Origin of the sequence: Solitalea agri, from assembly GCF_023914155.1 — a bacterium.
Classification (GTDB): domain Bacteria; phylum Bacteroidota; class Bacteroidia; order Sphingobacteriales; family Sphingobacteriaceae; genus Solitalea; species Solitalea agri.
Genome location: NZ_JAMWYS010000003.1, coordinates 93363 through 111482, shown reverse-complemented (window position 1 = coordinate 111482; position 18120 = coordinate 93363). Strand labels below are relative to the sequence as shown.

Annotated in this window: 17 protein-coding genes; 6 read left to right on the top strand and 11 right to left on the bottom strand. The window is 35.9% G+C overall.

All coding sequences use genetic code 11. The features are described 5' to 3' along the window. Positions 1–161: 161 nt before the first annotated feature. The 4 genes from NF867_RS00900 to tgt all read right to left on the bottom strand — a co-directional run bounded on the left by NF867_RS00900 (position 162) and on the right by tgt (position 4711). On the bottom strand, positions 162–1055 hold the full coding sequence (locus NF867_RS00900; protein WP_252585648.1) for a DMT family transporter: 894 nt from the start codon (positions 1053–1055) through the stop codon (positions 162–164). Next, positions 1042–2157, bottom strand: coding sequence for an LptF/LptG family permease (locus NF867_RS00895; protein ID WP_252585647.1), 1116 nt, complete (start codon positions 2155–2157; stop codon positions 1042–1044). The genes NF867_RS00900 and NF867_RS00895 overlap by 14 nt, the downstream gene beginning before the upstream one ends. A gap of 88 nt (positions 2158–2245) precedes the next feature. Then, positions 2246–3526, bottom strand: coding sequence for an XRE family transcriptional regulator (locus NF867_RS00890; RefSeq protein ID WP_252585646.1), 1281 nt, complete (start codon positions 3524–3526; stop codon positions 2246–2248). 54 nt (positions 3527–3580) lie between these two features. Further along, positions 3581–4711, bottom strand: a complete 1131-nt coding sequence (tgt, locus tag NF867_RS00885; RefSeq protein ID WP_252585645.1) for a tRNA guanosine(34) transglycosylase Tgt — start codon at positions 4709–4711, stop codon at positions 3581–3583. A 210-nt stretch (positions 4712–4921) separates the two neighbouring features. Here tgt and NF867_RS00880 point away from each other — a divergent pair, with 210 nt between their 5' ends. The 5 genes from NF867_RS00880 (at position 4922) to NF867_RS00860 (ending at position 9820) form a co-directional block, all read left to right on the top strand. Beyond that, positions 4922–6052 (top strand): glycosyltransferase, encoded by a 1131-nt coding sequence (locus NF867_RS00880; protein ID WP_252585643.1) that lies wholly within the window; start codon positions 4922–4924, stop codon positions 6050–6052. After that, complete coding sequence (locus tag NF867_RS00875) at positions 6043–6648, top strand: RNA polymerase sigma factor (protein WP_252585642.1); 606 nt, start codon at positions 6043–6045, stop codon at positions 6646–6648. Before NF867_RS00880 ends, NF867_RS00875 begins: the two co-directional genes overlap by 10 nt. Further along, positions 6648–7271: a 16S rRNA (guanine(527)-N(7))-methyltransferase RsmG gene (gene rsmG / locus NF867_RS00870; protein ID WP_252585640.1), complete on the top strand. Its 624-nt coding sequence runs from the start codon at positions 6648–6650 to the stop codon at positions 7269–7271. The genes NF867_RS00875 and rsmG overlap by 1 nt, the downstream gene beginning before the upstream one ends. 12 nt (positions 7272–7283) lie before the next feature. Next, positions 7284–8375 (top strand): DNA-processing protein DprA, encoded by a 1092-nt coding sequence (gene dprA, locus NF867_RS00865; protein ID WP_252585639.1) that lies wholly within the window; start codon positions 7284–7286, stop codon positions 8373–8375. A 95-nt stretch (positions 8376–8470) separates the two neighbouring features. Next, on the top strand, positions 8471–9820 hold the full coding sequence (locus NF867_RS00860; protein ID WP_252585741.1) for an ammonium transporter: 1350 nt from the start codon (positions 8471–8473) through the stop codon (positions 9818–9820). Between the two features lie 62 nt (positions 9821–9882). Here the strand turns inward: NF867_RS00860 and NF867_RS00855 are convergent, their stop codons facing one another. The 4 genes from NF867_RS00855 to sppA form a co-directional block, all read right to left on the bottom strand. Continuing rightward, on the bottom strand, positions 9883–10377 hold the full coding sequence (locus NF867_RS00855) for a SixA phosphatase family protein (protein WP_252585637.1): 495 nt from the start codon (positions 10375–10377) through the stop codon (positions 9883–9885). 76 nt (positions 10378–10453) lie between these two features. After that, positions 10454–12136 carry a DNA polymerase/3'-5' exonuclease PolX gene (locus NF867_RS00850; protein WP_252585635.1) on the bottom strand — a complete coding sequence of 561 codons (1683 nt, stop codon included), beginning with the start codon at positions 12134–12136 and terminating at the stop codon, positions 10454–10456. Between the two features lie 143 nt (positions 12137–12279). Beyond that, positions 12280–12690: an OsmC family protein gene (locus NF867_RS00845; RefSeq protein WP_252585634.1), complete on the bottom strand. Its 411-nt coding sequence runs from the start codon at positions 12688–12690 to the stop codon at positions 12280–12282. A gap of 33 nt (positions 12691–12723) precedes the next feature. Continuing rightward, positions 12724–14496 carry a signal peptide peptidase SppA gene (sppA, locus tag NF867_RS00840; RefSeq protein WP_252585632.1) on the bottom strand — a complete coding sequence of 591 codons (1773 nt, stop codon included), beginning with the start codon at positions 14494–14496 and terminating at the stop codon, positions 12724–12726. Positions 14497–14640: 144 nt separating this feature from the next. Between sppA and folK the strand changes: the two genes are divergently transcribed. Then, entirely contained in the window at positions 14641–15126 is a 486-nt protein-coding gene (folK, locus tag NF867_RS00835; protein ID WP_252585630.1) for a 2-amino-4-hydroxy-6-hydroxymethyldihydropteridine diphosphokinase, read from the top strand. A gap of 103 nt (positions 15127–15229) precedes the next feature. On the opposite strand, the gene purS is transcribed toward folK, so the two are convergent. The 3 genes from purS to rho form a co-directional block, all read right to left on the bottom strand. After that, the gene (purS, locus tag NF867_RS00830) at positions 15230–15481 is read right to left on the bottom strand and encodes a phosphoribosylformylglycinamidine synthase subunit PurS (RefSeq protein ID WP_103789504.1); all 252 of its coding nucleotides are present in this window, start codon (positions 15479–15481) and stop codon (positions 15230–15232) included. 53 nt (positions 15482–15534) lie between these two features. Next, the gene (locus NF867_RS00825) at positions 15535–16239 is read right to left on the bottom strand and encodes a CDP-alcohol phosphatidyltransferase family protein (protein ID WP_252585629.1); all 705 of its coding nucleotides are present in this window, start codon (positions 16237–16239) and stop codon (positions 15535–15537) included. 94 nt (positions 16240–16333) lie between these two features. Then, positions 16334–17968: a transcription termination factor Rho gene (rho, locus tag NF867_RS00820; protein WP_252585626.1), complete on the bottom strand. Its 1635-nt coding sequence runs from the start codon at positions 17966–17968 to the stop codon at positions 16334–16336. Between the last annotated feature and the right edge of the window lie 152 nt (positions 17969–18120).

Below are 18120 nucleotides of genomic sequence, written 5' to 3'. Positions count from 1 at the left end.
GTTCAGATTACTAAAAGGCAGACTTGAGTAAATGAATGTAAATGAGAGAAGAATAGGGGGAGAGAAAGAGTAATTGTTAGATTAATAATTGTTTAAAGTAGAGATGCTAACGCATTTCTTTTCTTACAATCAACTAATCTAACAATAGTTCAATATGCAGATTACCCAGTTACTTGTTTATAAGATTGGCTTTTTCGTTTAGCGAGAGGATATAGAGCCACTGAAAGAATTACAATGGCAGCGCCAATGTAAAACCCAGTTGTCATTTTCTCACTGTCTTTAAAGATGATTAAGGCCAGTATAACTCCGTAAACAGGTTCTAAGTTGGTAACCAGGGCTACTGTATAAGCAGTAAGCTCTTTCATAACAGCAATGCCTACAACATAAGCCACTGCAGTACAAATAATGCCTAATGTTAGCAGGTAAATAACGTCTGATGGGGTTAATACCAAGTTTTGAATATTACTAAAGTGCCCTGAAACAGCAAGAAATAGTGTGAGAGCCAGCCAGCCGCCACCAAGTTCATAAAAACTGATTAACACCGGATCTTCCCGTTTAACCAGCTTCGCATTAAATATATTAAACAAACAGGCTAATAATGAGGCTGTCAAGCCTGTAATAATTCCCCAGGTATATTTGCTTTCAAAATGGAAAATACATGTTATACCAATGACGATCAGTATTCCGGTAAGAATATCGAGTTTGGAAATTCGGCTTCTGGTAAATAAAGGTTCCAGAATCCCTGTAAATAAGGTTTGAGAGGATAAGCACACCAGCGCTACCGACACTGTTGAAATTTTAATGGAATGAAAGAAGCAAATCCAATGGATTGTAACTAATAGGCCAATGCCAATCAATTGAAACAAATCTAGTTTGCTTACTCTAAAGCTGCTTTTTTTAAGCTTTAAAAAGATAAACAATGCTATGGCAGCAATGATTACCCTGTACCAAACTAATGTTAAAGCTGATACGGAAATTAGCTTTCCTAAAATGGCAGTAAAACCCCAAATAAGAACTGTTAGATGAAGTCTGAATAAATTATTATTTCGGTGCAATTTTATAAAGATATACGGCTAGTGAGCCAAAAACTATATGTGGAATCCATGCCGCAATAAATGGAGGCATTCCTCCTTTGGTTGAGAAGATCAATGCGAATTGCATTAATAAAATATAAGCAAAGGAGCATCCGATACCAATTCCTAATGGTAAACCCACGCCTCCTCGTACTTTTTTAGAGGATAAAGTTACTGCTATTACAACCAGGATAAAAACTGAAACCGGTGTGGTAATGATTCTCCAACGGTCCATCTCGTATCGTGAAATATTACCTGTACCTCTTATTGCTTCTAACTTTATTTGTTTGTTTAACTGAGGAAGAGTCATTGATCCACGATCGTCATCCTGTTTTTCAAAATCACGAGGGCTCAAATTTAGTTTCATGTTTATCGTAGAACCTGATTCCATTCTTTCTTGAAGCCCGTTTGTATGCCGTATGGTGTAATTTTCAATCTTCCATACTTTTTTAAGGCTATCCCACGAAATTTTATATGCAACTAACTTGTAGTATAACGAGTCACCTTTAAACTTTTCTAAGGAAAACTTATATCCACTATTTTCTTTGATACTATAGCTCTGAATATAAGCGTAGGTGGTGTTATCAAGTTTAAAATGCTTATTCTGACCTTTAAACTCATATTTGGTATCAATGTATCTATGCTCGAAATCGAGTTTAGCTCGGGTTGAAGGTGGAATAATATAAGCGTTGGCAACAAAACTAAGTACTGCTAAAAATGCCCCAGTGATAAAGTAAGGGTAGAGGAAACGGAAATAACTTACACCACTACTTAAAATGGGTACTATTTCCGTGTTGTTGGCCATTTTAGCAGTAAAAAATATTACTGCCAAAAAAATAACCAATGGACTTAGCATGCTTACATAAAACAAAGTGAAATTGAGGTAATAGTTGACCACAATCTCATGCATGGTTGCTGTGCTCTTTAAAAAATTATCCAGCTTTTCAGAAATGTCGAAAATGACAATTATGATGATAAAAATAGTTAACCCGAAAAAAAAAGTGGTTAAGAATTTTTTGATAATAAATTCATCCAGTTGGGTAATATTCAGGAGTTTCTTAAGTTTTTGGATCAAATTTTTCAAAAGCAAACAGATTTTTGGCGAATGGCAAATTTAAGAGTAAATACTGAATTGCAAATCACGATTTCAGATGATTATCCGTTACACGGCATTATAGTTTACTTTTTATCAGATCCAGGTCCTTCTGAATTTTCAAAAGCTGAAAATAGAGCTCATTAAAGCTGTTTTTAAGCTGATCAACAGATGATGTAATTTTTACGCTAAACTCCCACGCTTCTTTAATAGAATCAGCTTTTATTACTTCATTAGCTACTGATTCGTTGTCGGTTAAAAGAATTAATTCATTTGACGCTTTAATACAATTGATAATTCGTCTTATTATTATTCTTTTTTCACTAACGATAATATATAGTCGGTTATTCTTGATAGTTTGTAAATCATCTGTTTTCAAGCCAAGTGCGATATCTCCTTCAAAAAATAGTGGCTCCATTTCTCTTCCACTGATCTCAAAGGCTCTGAACATCCCTGTTTCAAGTCCTGGAATAGATACCACGGGTAAAGAGTTAATATAAGAGGCTTGATCTATTTGATCTATATAGCTTTTACCTCCGATTGTTTTCACCAATGCTATTCCATTACCGGCAACTGTTTTCCTGGTAGAAGAAGGGAGAGGTGTCTTTTCTGTTGAAGGGTTTACGGCTGGTTTTGAAGGTTCTTTTGGCTCCGGTTTAAAATCAATAGTTGGAGCTGTTAATTCATTGCTAGATTTAATACTTACACCATCTACTTTAAGCGTTATTTCAGGTGAAATTTCAGAGGCTTTTAGCCTTGAATAATCCGTATCAATGGTCAGCTGATTGTCAAATATTCGATTCTCAGGGGCTCTATTTTGAGTTGAAAAATCAGGCTTTTTCGGGGTGGTTGGGCTGATAGTTGAATTAGTACGAATAGGAGATATAGCCGTAGATTCATACTTGAATACTTCGTTTAAATCGGCTTTTATCAGGCTCAGGTATTGAATAAACTGGAAAGGAATGAATTTCTTTAAACCTGCTTCCAATTGCGAAATATCACGTTGAGAAAGCCCTGAACGTTCTGAAGCCTGTTTTTGAGTAAAACCGGCCCGTTCTCGCACTATTTTGAATATTGAATAATTAAATTGAATTGATTCAGCATCAATAGAACGGATTTTGCCCAAACGATTGGGTATCAAATTTTGAATATTCAAAGTATTCGAAAACAGAATATTCAAATTTACTCCATTAACATTCAAAAAAAGAATATAAGCCAAAGGAAAGAACTTCTTAAGCCCAGATTCGAGCTGAGAAATATCCCTTTGGCTTATTCCTGAGGCATTAGCAGCCTCTTTTTGCGTTAATCCTAATTGCTCCCTAGCAACTTTTAAATAACTAAAATCAAATTCTGTATTCATATATTGAATATTCAAATATTGAAACTAGTTGATTCAGTATTTGAATATTCAAATTTATAATCTTTTTGCCATATCCACAACCATATTATTCTTCCATTGAATAAAATCACCTTGAATAATATGCTTACGAGCTTCCTTAACCAACCATAAATAAAAATGCAAATTATGTAAAGAAGCAATTTGAGCCCCTAATATCTCTTTTGATTGCAATAGATGTCTCAGATAGGCTTTGGTATAAACCTGATCAGCGTATAAATCACTGGTTTCATCAATCGGAGAAAAATCGTTTTTCCACTTTTCATTCTTGATATTGATGATACCATGTTTTGTAAACAACATTCCGTTGCGAGCATTACGTGTAGGCATTACACAGTCAAACATATCGATCCCTAAAGCAATACACTCTAGTATGTTCATTGGTGTACCTACACCCATTAAATACCTTGGTTTGCTTTTTGGCAAAATGTTGGTCACTACCTCAGTCATTTCATACATTTCGGGTGCTGGTTCACCAACCGATAAACCACCTATGGCATTGCCCTCACGTTCAAAAGATGCAATAGTTTCGGCCGAACGTATACGCAGATCTTTATAAGTACTACCTTGAACAATTGGAAAAAGGGTTTGATTATAGCCGTATAAACCTTCAGTGCTATCGAAGCGATCACAGCAACGCTTTAACCACCTATGAGTCATCTCCATCGACTTGCGAGCATAGGTATAATCACATGGATAAGGAGTACACTCGTCAAATGCCATGATAATATCGGCACCAATTACACGCTGGATGTCCATTACATTTTCAGGAGTAAATAAATGCTTTGATCCATCAATATGCGACTGAAAAGTAGCTCCATCTTCTTTTATCTTTCGTATATCAGATAAAGAATAAACCTGGTAACCTCCGCTATCAGTTAATATAGGGCGTTCCCAACCGTTGAATTTATGTAAACCACCGGCTTTCTGAATAGTATCTAAACCTGGGCGTAGGTATAAATGGTAAGTATTTCCTAAAATGATCTGGGCTTGAATATCATCTTTTAATTCTCTTTGATGAACAGCTTTCACTGTTCCGGCAGTGCCTACAGGCATGAAAATAGGAGTTTCAATGGTACCATGATCGGTTTGCATTAAACCAGCCCGAGCACTTGAACTGCTATCAGTTGCTATTAGTTCAAACTTCATTTATGTTTTTATAAAAGTTTATTTGTTAATTACCCATCTTAAAGTATCTTATCGAACTTTATGGCATTAATTAAAATCCATTTCAGATGGGTTTTATGAACCCGCAAATATAGGAAGTTCTGTTTAGTAGCCTTGTGATTATTATTTTATCAACAATGCTTAAATAGATAATTAAAAATGTTTTCTTTGCCGATAATTTTTTTCTAAACCATGCCAGTAGAATTTACGCCGTTGTCAATCATTTTAATGTCGGTTTTAGCAGTTAGCTTTATCATTAATTGTGCGTATTTGTTCTTATTGTATAATAAGTTTGCGTTTAATGAAGTGGGGCCGGAAGAAACTGTTGCTTCAAAAGGGCCGGTAAGTATTATAATCTGTGCTCGAAATGAATCTGAAAACCTTCAAAAAAATTTACCAGCTATTTTAGAGCAGGATTACCCTGATTTTGAAGTAGTGGTTGTAAATGATTGTTCATACGATAATTCTAAAGATATATTAGAAGAATTCCAGCTTAAATACAAAAACCTTCGAATTGTTCATCTTGAAGAGGATGATAAGTATAAGCATGGAAAAAAATTCGCACTTACATTGGGTATAAAGGCCTCAAAACATGAACTGTTGCTTTTAACCGATGCTGATTGCTTGCCTAACAGCAACCGTTGGATTTCCAAAATGATGGAAAATTATAACGGACAAACCGAGATTGTGTTAGGGTATTCACCTTATGCACGCCAATCTGGGTTTTTAAATAAGTTTATCCGTTTCGAAACATTCATGACGGCCTTAAACTATTTTTCTTTTGCAATTGCAGGCAAGCCATACATGGGTGTAGGACGTAATCTTTCTTATCGTAAAGAGTTATTCTTTAAAAATAAAGGATTTGCTTCACATATGCACTTACCATCAGGTGATGATGATCTGTTTGTAAATGCTCACGCAAATGCAGTAAATACTCGTATTGAAATTTCTGAAGAGGCTTCAATGTTAAGTGAACCTAAGCGCAACTTTAGTGACTTTTGGCGTCAAAAACGTCGTCACATGAGTGTAGGTAAACTATACAAGCCTTATCATAAAATAATGCTTTCCATCAGAACCATAACAACGTTGATTTTTTATGGTGTAGTAATTGCAAGTTTAATATTAAAGGTTAATCACCAACTAATTCTTGGGGTTTTACTGCTATATTTAATATGCTTAACAATTACCTACAAAAAAGCCATGAAAAAGCTGCAAGTACATGATTTATGGTTCTTCTCTTTTTTGTATGATTTTGTGTATAATTTGTATCTGGCGTTAATATCGCTGGTAAAACCTTCAGCAAGTAAAGTAAGATGGAAGTAAACCCGAACTTTTCAAGTAATGCGGTTAATGATCTAAATTTAGTAAAACAGGCAATGGGAGGCGATCAGAAGGCTTATGGATCTTTAATGTCGCGTTACCGAGATTCGATTTATTTTATGTTACTTAAAATGGTAAACAATAAGGAAGATGCTAATGATCTGACTATTGAAACATTTGCCAAAGCATTTCGAAATCTCGATAAATATCAGCCAACATTCGCCTTTAGTACATGGTTGTTTAAGATCGCAACCAATAACTGTATCGATTTCTTAAAAAAGAAACGTATAGCCACCTTGTCGATTGACGAGCCAATGGATGAGGATGAAGATTCGGGCAAAAGTTTCGATGTGGCTGGTTATACTCCAACTCCCGAAGAAAGTATTATTCGTAAGCAAAAGGCCGCATTGTTAAAAACCGTGGTAGAAGGCTTACCTGTGCGTTATAAGCGATTGGTTATTTTGCGTTATTTCGAAGAATACTCTTATGAAGAAATTGCGCGTGAGTTAGATCTTCCTTTAGGAACTGTAAAAGCTCAATTGCTACGTGCCCGTGATCTTCTTTTTAATACACTTAGAAATACGAAAAATACTATCTAGTGGAAATCATCCTTAAATATTTTCCTGAACTTACAGAACCACAGAAAGCGCAATTAGCTCAACTGTATGAGTTGTATTCAGATTGGAATGAGAAAATTAATGTTATTTCTCGCAAAGATGTGGAAGAACTTTATGAGCGGCACGTACTTCATTCGCTGGCAATTGCTAAAGTGATGTCTTTTAAGCCAGGCTCCAAAGTATTGGATATTGGAACTGGAGGAGGTTTTCCGGGTATACCACTTGCCATTTTATTTCCAGAGGTATCGTTTCACTTAGTTGATTCAATTGGAAAAAAAATAAAGGTAGTAACTGAAGTGGCAAAAGCTTTAGGACTGAAAAACGTTAAAGCAGAGCACGCTCGGGCCGAAACCATTAAGGATAAATATGATTTTGTGGTATCAAGAGCTGTTACTCGTCTGAGTAATTTTTGCCCTTGGGTTAATGGTAAATTTCTAAAAGAACCTAAGAACGATTTTGCTAATGGTATTCTGTATTTAAAGGGTGGTGATCTGGAAGAAGAAATAGCAGAAATTGAAAGGCAAGTAGTGCAATTTCCGATCTCAGATTTTTTTGAAGAAGAATTTTTTGAAACCAAATATGTTTTGCATATTCCATATGCATAAACATATTCTACCTTGTCATTATTACATCAAATTGCTTTAACATTAGTTCCTGGTGTTGGAAATGTTAATGGCCGAAATCTCCTGAGTTATTGCGGCTCCGAAGAAGAAATTTTTAAATCAAAGATATCTTCTCTTGTTAAAATTCCTGGTATAGGGAACAAGGTCGCCAATGCCATACACAATGCCTCCCATTTAAGAAGAGCAGAAGAAGAACTAGAGTTTATCAGTAAGTTTAAAATTAACACTTATTTTTTCACTTCTTCGCAATATCCCAAACGACTAAAAAATTGCGATGACGCTCCCATTTTACTATATACTAAGGGCAATTGCGACTTTAATCAACAAAAAGTAATCAGTATTGTTGGTACACGCAATGCCTCCGATTACGGAAAAGAATTCACCCGCAAGTTTATTGAAGATCTTCAGCATCATAATCCGATTATCGTAAGCGGATTGGCTTATGGTATTGATATAATTGCTCATAAGGTAGCTTTAAAACATGAATTAGCCACAATTGGTGTGTTAGCTCATGGTTTGGATAAGATTTATCCGGCAGCGCATCGATCAGTTGCATCTAAAATGATTCAAAATGGTGCTTTAATTACTGAGTTTATATCTCAGTCAAAACCCGATCGGGAAAACTTTCCTAAACGTAATCGAATTGTAGCCGGGATGTGTGATGCAACTGTAGTGGTGGAAGCCGGGGAGAAAGGAGGGGCATTAATAACTGCCGATATTGCCAATAGTTATAACAGGGATGTATTTGCAGTTCCAGGCCGGGCTTTTGATGAGTTTTCTGTAGGATGCAATCATTTAATAAAAAGTAACAGCGCTCAATTGATCACTTCAGCCAAGGATTTTGAGTTTTTTATGGGATGGAATAGTGAAAAGATAAATAGAAAAGGAATGCGGGAATTGTTTTATGATCTAAATGATGAAGAAAAAATTGTTTTGGAGCTAATTAATTCTGAAAACACTATTTCTATTGATGATTTACTTATTAAAAGTCGATTTTCTTCAAGTAATATTTCTAAAATACTTCTAAATCTTGAGTTTAACGCTTTGGTTAAGCAGCTTCCAGGGAAAATTTATTCCATTTTATAAAGTTTTCTTAAATTTTTTTGAATTTTTATTTTGTTTTTTCTTAAAAAATGAAATTTTGTACTATTTTTACGGAGCAAAACAGAAATAAAATGGTTATGTCGAAAAAATGGTCCTTCTTTTTAACAATTCTTCTACTGATTTCTGTAGTTGGTCTGTTTGCTCCAATTTCTGGAGATACTGCTGATAAATCTTCTATTGTTCCTGCTGATGTTGCCTGGATTTTAACCGCATCTGCCTTGGTTTTCTTTATGACTCCAGGTTTAGCCTTTTTTTACGGTGGTATGGTTAATAAAAAGAACATTATTTCAACAATGTTGTCAAGTTTTATTGCTTTAGGCGTAATAACCGTGCTTTGGGTAGTAGTAGGTTTTAGTCTGGCTTTTGGCGATGATATAGGTGGGTTTATTGGAAACCCGAAAACATTTTTCATGTTTAACAATGTTTTTAGTAGTGGGCCATGGAAACTCGCTCCAACAATTCCATTGCTTCTTTTCGCTGTTTTTCAATTAAAATTTGCGGTTATTACTCCTGCTATCGTTGTGGGTGCAGTTGCCGAACGTATAAAATTTGCCGGCTATTTAGTCGTGATGATTTTGTTCAGCCTGCTTGTTTATGCTCCATTAGCTCATTGGACATGGCATCCTGAAGGCTTTTTGTTTAAAATGGGAGTTCTTGATTTCGCGGGTGGAACTGTGGTGCATATTTCTGCCGGATGCGCGGCTTTAGCAGGTGCATTAGTATTAAAGCCCCGTCAGGATCTCTTAAAGGGTAACAGTATTTTTCCAGCTAATATACCTTATGTAATACTTGGAACCGGAATGTTGTGGTTCGGTTGGTTTGGATTTAATGCCGGTTCCGCATTATCGGCATCATCACTGGCTGTGTATGCTTTTGCCACCACCGCTGTTGCTTCTGCTTCAGCTGCGTTAAGTTGGATTTTCTTCGATGCTGCCCGAGGCCGGAAACCTTCTGCCTTGGGAGCCTGCATCGGAGCAGTGGTAGGGTTGGTAGCCATAACTCCAGGAGCCGGATTTGTAGCCATTGGCCCAAGTATCTTTATTGGAGCAGTTACCAGCATTATTTCAAATCTGGCTGTTCACTGGAAATCAAAAACATCTATTGATGATACTTTGGATGTATTTCCTTGTCATGGATTAGGAGGTATTGTGGGTATGTTGTTGACCGGAGTTTTTGCCAATAAGACTATTAACCCTGCAGGTGCTAACGGTTTGTTTTATGGTGGCATTGATTTATTTAACAAGCATCTGATTGCACTGTTAATTGTAGTTGTTTACAGCTTCTGTGTTTCATGGGTAATTTTTAAAATCGCGAATGCTTTAATTGGCTTACGTGTAGATGCTGAGAATGAGAATATTGGCCTTGATCTTAGCCAACACGACGAAACATATTCGAGTCGTCGTAATGTATTTGTTCCTCAACCCTAAGGTTTATTGATAAATTGGTCGAAGCCCTAATACCAACGCCCGTTGGATTAGGGCTTATTTTTTTAATAGTTATTCTTAGGATAATCAATATAAGTAGATTCCCCAGATCCATGACTTATCAATGTCCAGCTCTCTAAATCAAAATCGATTTTTACAATACCACAAGTAGGCAAATTAAGCAAGTCGTTGTCAGTTAGATAATTGAAGAAGTCTGTTAATCCAGGATTATGACCAAACATAATTACAATACTGGTTTCATCCCCGAGTTCATTAACTAATTTTAGCAAAGTGGAGACACTAGCTTCATAAATTTCATTACACAAACGAATTCGTTCTTCTGGGTAATCAAGTTGCTCGGCAAATAATTTGGCCGTAGTAATGGCCCGCAGGGCAGGACTGGAAATGATCAATTCTGGTTGTGTAATTTTTTTTGCCAGTATTTTACCCATTGATGGTGCATCTTTTATTCCTCGCTCATTCAATGGACGGTCAAAATCTGATACATTAGAAATCGATTTATCAGACTTTGCATGTCTAATCAGGTATAGTGTTTTCATCAATGATTAAGTGCTAACTCGTTTATATGATTTGCAATTGCTAAAGAACAGCTGATTCTATGAAAATCATCTCTAATTATAAAGCTTTAATTAGCGATTTTTTTGCTACAAATTTTTCGGCAATTTCCACTGCTGATAAGGCATTAAAGCACATATTTTTGGTTAACCCTCCTTTTCGAGCCACATTTACACCATATTTCATATCATGATAACCTTCTTTACGGTGAGCATCTGGGTTAATGGAAATCATTACATTTTTACTTAGTGCGTAATCAATCCAGCGCCAATCTAAATCTAATCGTAGGGGATTTGCATTGAGCTCAATTATCACATTGTTAGCTGCACATGCATCAATTATTAACTGGTGATCAATTGGGTAGCCTTCACGCGCAAGTAATAATCGGCCAGTAGGGTGGCCAAGCACAGTTGTAAATGGATTTTCGATAGCCTTTAATAAGCGTTCATTGGCTTTTTCTTTGGTCATTTTTAACAATGAGTGAACCGAGGCAACTACCAAATCAAAACTTGCTAATACCTCGTCTGAATAATCTAAGGAGCCATCGTACAAAATATCCGATTCAATACCTTTAAAAATACGAAAGGGGGCTAATTCCTGATTTAGTTTATCTATTTCCTGATGCTGTAACAGTAATCGATCTTCGGTTAAACCATTTGCATAAAATGCTGATTTTGAGTGATCGCAGATGCCAAGATATTCATAACCTAATTGTTTGCAGTAAACAGCCATTTCTTTCAAGGTATGGATACCGTCGCTATAGGTACTATGATTATGAATAGTGCCTTTAATGTCTTCGAGTTTTATTAGATTATCCTGATCGATTGTTTTTAATTTATCCAGATTCCAATCTTCTCGTAACTCGGGAACTATGTATGGCCAGTTTAAGGCCTGATAAATTTCATTTTCGTTTGAATAAGATTTGAGCGACTCTAAAGATGTTATTGATGCTACTTCATTTAAATGAGCTTCACTGCCGGTTAATAAAAATGTATTCCATGCAAAATCTGCCTTAGTGGTGAACTTTAATTCAACTGAGAAATGATTAAAAGTTCCAACCCAATGGTCATTTTCGGTCGTATTGCCTGAAAAATTATCATTTGTTTGCAAAGCTGAAACAACTTGGGCGGGATTAATAGTTTCTACCACCAAAATGAGATTATCGATAATATCACATTTACGGGCAAATTGACCGACTGGAACTACTTGAGTTACCTGCGGAATGGTTTCTAAAAATGTGATAATTCCATCATTTAAGATTTCGGCCTGTGAATAAAGCAATTTACCCACATTTGACATGGTAAACTCAATAACCTTTTTAATTTCTTCCTGAGTTTTTAATCCAAAACCTTTTGCTTCAATTAAACGATTTTCATTACAAGCGTAATAAAGTTCTCCAATGCTTTCAATATTAAGTTGTTTCCATATTATCTGAACTTTTTTAGGTCCCAAACCTTTTATCGTAAGCATATCAACAATTCCAGTAGGGGTAATGGCTAGTAATTTTGCTAGTTCATCAATAGTACCCGTACGATTTAGTTCATCAACTTTTATAGCGATGCTTTTGCCTATTCCATCCACTTTTTCAAGCTGCTCCAGATTGAGATCACTAATTTTTACAGCTGATTTATCAATTTTGAAAGCGGCATTGGCAATTGATTTTATTTTAAAGGCGTTTTCTTCCTGAAGTTCCATCAATTGTGAAAGAAGACGGAATGTCCGGGCTATCATCTTGTTTTCCATATAGCAAAAATAGATTAATTCCTAAAACTAAAGCATGAACCCGATGTTTAAGATCAAGACTATTTCTGAATGACTACAAAAGATTGAAAACAGAAATGGCCAGAAACTTCTGGCCATCAAATTTTATTGGAGTCAATCTTATTTTAAACCAATTGAGCGTCTAAAGTAATTTTCGTATTTAATAGTTTAGAAATCGGGCAGTTTTTCTCTGCATCTTCCGCACATTCGGCAAATTTACCGGCATCGATGCCAGGAACTTTAGCTCTTAGAGTTAAATGACTTTCTACAATTGCGCCATTTTCAAATGAAATTGCACAGTCGGTATGGATTTCTTCGGCGGTAAATCCTGCTTCGTTCAATGAAAAGCTTAATTTCATACTAAAACAACCTGCATGTGCTGCTGCCACTAATTCTTCTGGATTAGTGCCTATACCTTCGGCAAACCTACTGTTAAATGAATACTGAGTATTATTTAAAACGGAACTTTGAGTTGAAAGGACTCCTTGGCCTTCTTTGCCTGATCCTTTCCAAATAGCAGTTGCTGTGCGTTTCATGAGCGACTTGTTGATTTAGAGTTATAGATTATTTTAATTAATTGAAATTTCGAACGGTAAGCGAGCCTGAATTCCGTTAAGCTTGGAGATCTTTTTAATTTGTTGATAAATCTTGTACTCTTCTCCCAGTTCTTTTTTCAGAATAGAGGTTTGAATGTCATCGGTAACATTACCGAGAAAACTATCCAAAATAGATTTCTGCGATGGGTAACTAACTATACGGTAATTTTTAGTATTGGCAAGTTTGGCCGCGTCGATAATGGCTTCATTTAACCCGCCAAGTTTATCAATTAATCCTATTTCAAGAGCTTCAATACCACTCCAAACTCTTCCTTGTCCAATGCTGTCAACTCCGATTGCAGTTTTTTTACGTCCATCGGCCACTTTTTTTGTAAATGTTCCGTAAGTATTGTTAACCTGTTGTTGTAAAATTACTCGTTCCGATTCGGTTAATGGCCGACTAATTGTTCCCATATCGGCGTATTCTCCTGTTTTTACACCATCAAAAGTAACTCCTAATTTGTTGTTAAAGAATTTTTGGGCATTTGGAATAACACCAAAAACACCAATCGAACCTGTAATGGTATTAGGTTCAGCATATATCTTTGTAGCTGCACAAGAAATGTAATATCCTCCCGAAGCAGCATAGTCGCCCATAGATACTACAACCGGCTTAACTTTCTTCGCTAAAGCAATTTCCCTCCAAATCACATCAGATGCTAAAGCACTTCCACCAGGAGAATTAACACGAAATACAATGGCTTTCACCTTTTTATCTTCCCTTACTTCCCGGATAGCCCTCGAAATACGTTCAGATCCAATGGAGTTATCATCGCCTTCACCACCATTAATTTCCCCTGAAGCATACACAATGGCAACACGATCGTTTGGTAAATCTTCTTTAATTTCTATATCAGCACTTTTATATTTTTTGAGTGTAATTACATTTAAATCATCTTCAGGTTTAGTGTCAGTACGTGCTTTTAAATCAGTAATTACCTCGTCTTTATATTTTAAATCGTCAGCTAAGTTATATTTTATGGCATCATCGGCTTTTTGGATCAATAATTTGTTAGCGATGGTTCGCAATGAATCAGATTGTATATTACGAGATTGGCCAATTCTTGTAAGAAAATGTGTGTACATAGAGCCTAAGAATGAGGTGGTTTGCAAACGATTGGCATCACTCATTTTGTCTAATAACAAAGGCTCAACAGCGCTTTTATAGGTTCCAACCTTAATAACCTGAGGTTCGATCTCTAATTTTTCCAAAGCACCTTTCAAGAACATAATTTGACTTCCGAAGCCTTTAAATTCAATTTCACCAACTGGGTTCAAATAAATTTTATCGGCGGTTGAGGCGATATAATATCCTTTTTGTGTGTAGTATTCGCTGTAAGCGACAATGAATTTTTTCGATTCTTTAAAATCAAGCAAAGCATTTCTAATTTCTTCGGTGGTGGCAAATCCTCCCCCTACTGATGAAGTGTTGATATAAATACCACTGATTTTAGGATCGTCCTTAGCTTTTTTGATTCCGCTAAGTATATCATTTAAACCTACAGTGTTCTTGCTTTGCAAATCATTATAATTATAATCAGCGAAGGGGTCAGAAGGTGTACGTTCAGGAATTTCGTAATCGAAATTGAGCATTAAGATTGAATTGTCACTCACTTGGACATTTTTTTCTTTGCTGGCAGAATTTACAATTCCGACAATGATTGAAACAAGCAAGATACAAGCTATTACAAGGGTAAGAAAGGTACCCAGCATAGAAGCAAAAACAAATTTAAAGAATTGAGCCATAGCGTACTATCTAAAATAAAAGCGTATATATTTTTAAAGTCAAATTTAAGTAGGTTGATGTTAGTTTTATACAATCAGTTACACAAGTATACTAAATAAATTATTATTAAAATTGCTCTGTATTTTATATTTAACATTGATTGAATGAATGATTTATACGTTTTATTGGGAGGGAATTTAGGCAATAGAGAAGAAAACCTGGCTAATGCCATCAGCATGTTGAGAGAAAAGGTAGGAACTATTGAGGATTTGTCGTTTACTTATGAAACAGCTGCATGGGGAAAGACTGACCAACCAGATTTTTTGAATCAGGCTGTAAAAATTAAACCTTATAAAACCGAACCTATCAATATTTTAACAGATATACTACAAATTGAGCTTGATTTGGGGCGACAACGTATTGAACATTGGGGAGCACGAGTGATAGATATTGATATTCTGCTGTTGGGTGATGAAATTGTTAACTCTCAACGATTAACCATACCACATCCGCAATTACAGCATCGAAAATTCGCTCTCATTCCACTAAATGACATTGCTTCCGATGTAGTTCATCCTGTTTTAAAAAAAACAATCAGCGAATTATTAGTGCTGTGTATTGATTCGTTGGAAGTAAGAAGAAAGGAATAGCTATAAAGAAACATGCCGATATAGTCATTTTATATCGGCATGTTATCTTAACCATTAAAGTATACATTTAATGGTTTTAATCTATATCTGATGTCTTTATCAGTTAAGCTTGATGCAAAGTGAAATGGTATTGCTCCATAATTAAGTTTGCCAATAATTTTTGACAAGCTAAATCAACTTTTTCTTTGGCTGCGGCTTCTGTTTCAGCATCAATTTCTAAAGTAATGTGCTTTCCGATACGTACATTATGAATTTCACTTAAACCTAAGTTTTTCATACTTCCGGTTACAGCTTTTCCCTGAGGGTCAAGGATTTCCTTTAGAGGCATTACGTCGATTTCAGCAATAAATTTCATGAGTTATAGTTAATTTAATTTGAGGTTGTTAACAGATAATCAATTAACAACGTTTATGATGAAAGTTTATATTGAACCAGTGATAACAATATGTAAACAAATAGTATCAAGGGAACGGCGGCAAATTTAAATAAAATGATGAATACCACCGAAGAGATGATCAAAATATACCGAAGTTTATTTGAGTTCCAGTTAAACGACTTGAATTTAAGTGCTATTAAAGGTAACTCAGAAACTAACAAGTAACTCTGAACAATTATTAGCATAAAGATAAAATAAGGAGGATTTTGTACCACCCAGTTTATGATAGGGTAACTATCCAGGATAAATGCCAGTGAACCAATAAAAAGAGCGTTTATTGGTGTAGGCACTCCAATAAACATATCTGATTGGCGTTCGTCGTTGTTAAACTTTGCTAATCGGAGTGCTGAAAATACTGTAACAATGTATCCGGCATAGGCCAGGTAATCATATTCGGGTAATAACGAGAGTTTTAGAATGGTATATAAAATGGTACCTGGGACAAATCCGAAACTTACCATATCAGCCAATGAATCAAGATCTTTTCCAATTGCTGAAGGCGCATTTAACAATCGGGCTGCAAAACCATCAATAAAGTCAAAAAAAGCGGCTAACAGCATTAGGTAAGTTACTATTCTTAAATCCGTAATTTCAGTTGCGTTAACAGCGTAAACAGCTGCTATACACCCGCAAAAAAGATTTAGGCAAGTAATAAAATTTGGAATGTGTTTTTTCATTAATAGAGACAGATTTAAGAAAAGAGACATAAGATTTTGAATGTTTCCATTCTTAACCTTATGTCTCTTTATCTCATTTCTAAACTTCGGTTACTTATCCGTTCATTGATACAAGGAACTCTTCATTTGATTTCGTTCCTTTTATGCGCGATAGCATGAATTCCATGGCCTCTTGCGAAGTCATATCGGCTAAGTGATTACGTAAAATCCAGATACGTTGAAGCATATCTTTATCTAATAACAGATCCTCACGACGAGTACTTGAGGCGGTAAGATCAATAGCAGGGTAAACACGTTTGTTCGAAAGCTTACGATCTAATTGAAGCTCCATGTTACCTGTACCTTTAAATTCCTCAAAAATTACCTCGTCCATTTTAGATCCTGTATCAATCAATGCTGTTGCTAAGATGGTTAATGAACCCCCATTTTCAATTTTGCGGGCAGCACCAAAGAAACGTTTAGGTTTGTGTAATGCGTTAGCATCTACACCACCTGATAAAATTTTACCTGAAGCAGGCTGAACAGTGTTGTAAGCCCGAGCTAAACGGGTAATTGAATCGAGTAGAATAACCACATCATGACCACACTCAACCATACGTTTTGCTTTTTCCAAAACAATATTGGCAATTTTAACGTGTCGTTCAGCTGGTTCATCAAAAGTTGATGAAATTACCTCTGCTCTAACGTTGCGGGCCATATCAGTAACCTCTTCCGGACGTTCATCAATCAATAAAATGATCAGGTAAACTTCAGGGTGGTTGGCCGCAATTGCATTGGCAACATCTTTAAGTAATGAGGTTTTACCAGTTTTAGGCTGTGCCACAATCATACCGCGTTGTCCTTTACCAATAGGAGTGAACATGTCCATAATACGAGTAGAATGGTTACCAGTATTAGTAAATAGGTTCAATCGCTCGTAAGGGAAAAGTGGAGTTAGATAATCAAATGGAACACGGTCACGAACTTCAGCTGGTACACGTCCATTGATTGACTCAACGCGAACCAATGGGAAATATTTTTCACCTTCTTTTGGGGGACGGATGCTACCACGAACGGTGTCACCAGTTTTTAAACCAAATAATTTTATTTGTGACTGAGATACATAAATATCATCAGGAGAAGTTAAATAGTTATAATCGGCAGAACGCAAGAATCCATACCCATCAGGCATAATTTCTAAAACGCCCTCATTTACAATAACGTTTTCAAAATCAACAGTTGACAAAGCTGATGATTCAGTACTTGTTCTTTGCAATGGTTGGTTAGAAGGCTGACGTTCCTGGCGAGGACTTCTTTCGTTAGTTTGTTCAGTACGACGACGTGGAGTTAGAGTTCTGTTTTCGACTTGTAGTTCTTCTTTCGGAGTAGTAGCAGCTGAAGGAGTTTCGGTAGGTGCAGTTTCTGGCTCTGTTTCGTTTGCAGGTTTTCCACTGTAAACTACTTTCTCAGGTTCTTTTGAAACTTTTCGGGTAATGCGTTTGCGTTTGGAAACTTCTTTAAGTGAATCATCATCAAAAATTGGCTCGTCTCCATCTGTATCAACATCAGAGACAGTAAACTCTTCTGGTGAAGATTCATTGGTGCTGATGCCTGAAATAGCCTGAGTGTCAAGAATACGGTAAATTAACTCCTGCTTCCTTAATTCGTCATAATCAGGAATTTCAAGCCCTTTAGCAATTTCTCTAAGCTCCGAAACAAGCTTGTCGTTCAGTTCAATAATGTCGTACATCAATATAAAAAAAAATTAGGAATCAGTTTAGATTGTTTTGTTGTGATAGGAATATAACTAAAAGTAAATAGTAGTATGAATTTTGATATTTGAATTTTATCAGAAAAGTTGTTGATTTTTTTCTCTCAAATAGAGTTAAGAAAGAGATAACA

Excerpts from the sequence above, each read along its gene's own strand:
- NF867_RS00855 (WP_252585637.1), bottom strand. The coding sequence starts at position 10,377 with ATGAAAACACTATACCTGATTAGACATGCAAAGTCTGATAAATCGATT.
- NF867_RS00860 (WP_252585741.1), top strand. The coding sequence starts at position 8,471 with ATGTCGAAAAAATGGTCCTTCTTTTTAACAATTCTTCTACTGATTTCT.
- sppA (WP_252585632.1), bottom strand. The coding sequence starts at position 14,496 with ATGGCTCAATTCTTTAAATTTGTTTTTGCTTCTATGCTGGGTACCTTT.
- NF867_RS00825 (WP_252585629.1), bottom strand. The coding sequence starts at position 16,239 with ATGAAAAAACACATTCCAAATTTTATTACTTGCCTAAATCTTTTTTGC.
- NF867_RS00850 (WP_252585635.1), bottom strand. The coding sequence starts at position 12,136 with ATGGAAAACAAGATGATAGCCCGGACATTCCGTCTTCTTTCACAATTG.
- NF867_RS00890 (WP_252585646.1), bottom strand. The coding sequence starts at position 3,526 with ATGAATACAGAATTTGATTTTAGTTATTTAAAAGTTGCTAGGGAGCAA.
- purS (WP_103789504.1), bottom strand. The coding sequence starts at position 15,481 with ATGAAATTTATTGCTGAAATCGACGTAATGCCTCTAAAGGAAATCCTT.
- NF867_RS00845 (WP_252585634.1), bottom strand. The coding sequence starts at position 12,690 with ATGAAACGCACAGCAACTGCTATTTGGAAAGGATCAGGCAAAGAAGGC.
- NF867_RS00875 (WP_252585642.1), top strand. The coding sequence starts at position 6,043 with ATGGAAGTAAACCCGAACTTTTCAAGTAATGCGGTTAATGATCTAAAT.
- folK (WP_252585630.1), top strand. The coding sequence starts at position 14,641 with ATGAATGATTTATACGTTTTATTGGGAGGGAATTTAGGCAATAGAGAA.
- NF867_RS00880 (WP_252585643.1), top strand. The coding sequence starts at position 4,922 with ATGCCAGTAGAATTTACGCCGTTGTCAATCATTTTAATGTCGGTTTTA.
- rho (WP_252585626.1), bottom strand. The coding sequence starts at position 17,968 with ATGTACGACATTATTGAACTGAACGACAAGCTTGTTTCGGAGCTTAGA.
- tgt (WP_252585645.1), bottom strand. The coding sequence starts at position 4,711 with ATGAAGTTTGAACTAATAGCAACTGATAGCAGTTCAAGTGCTCGGGCT.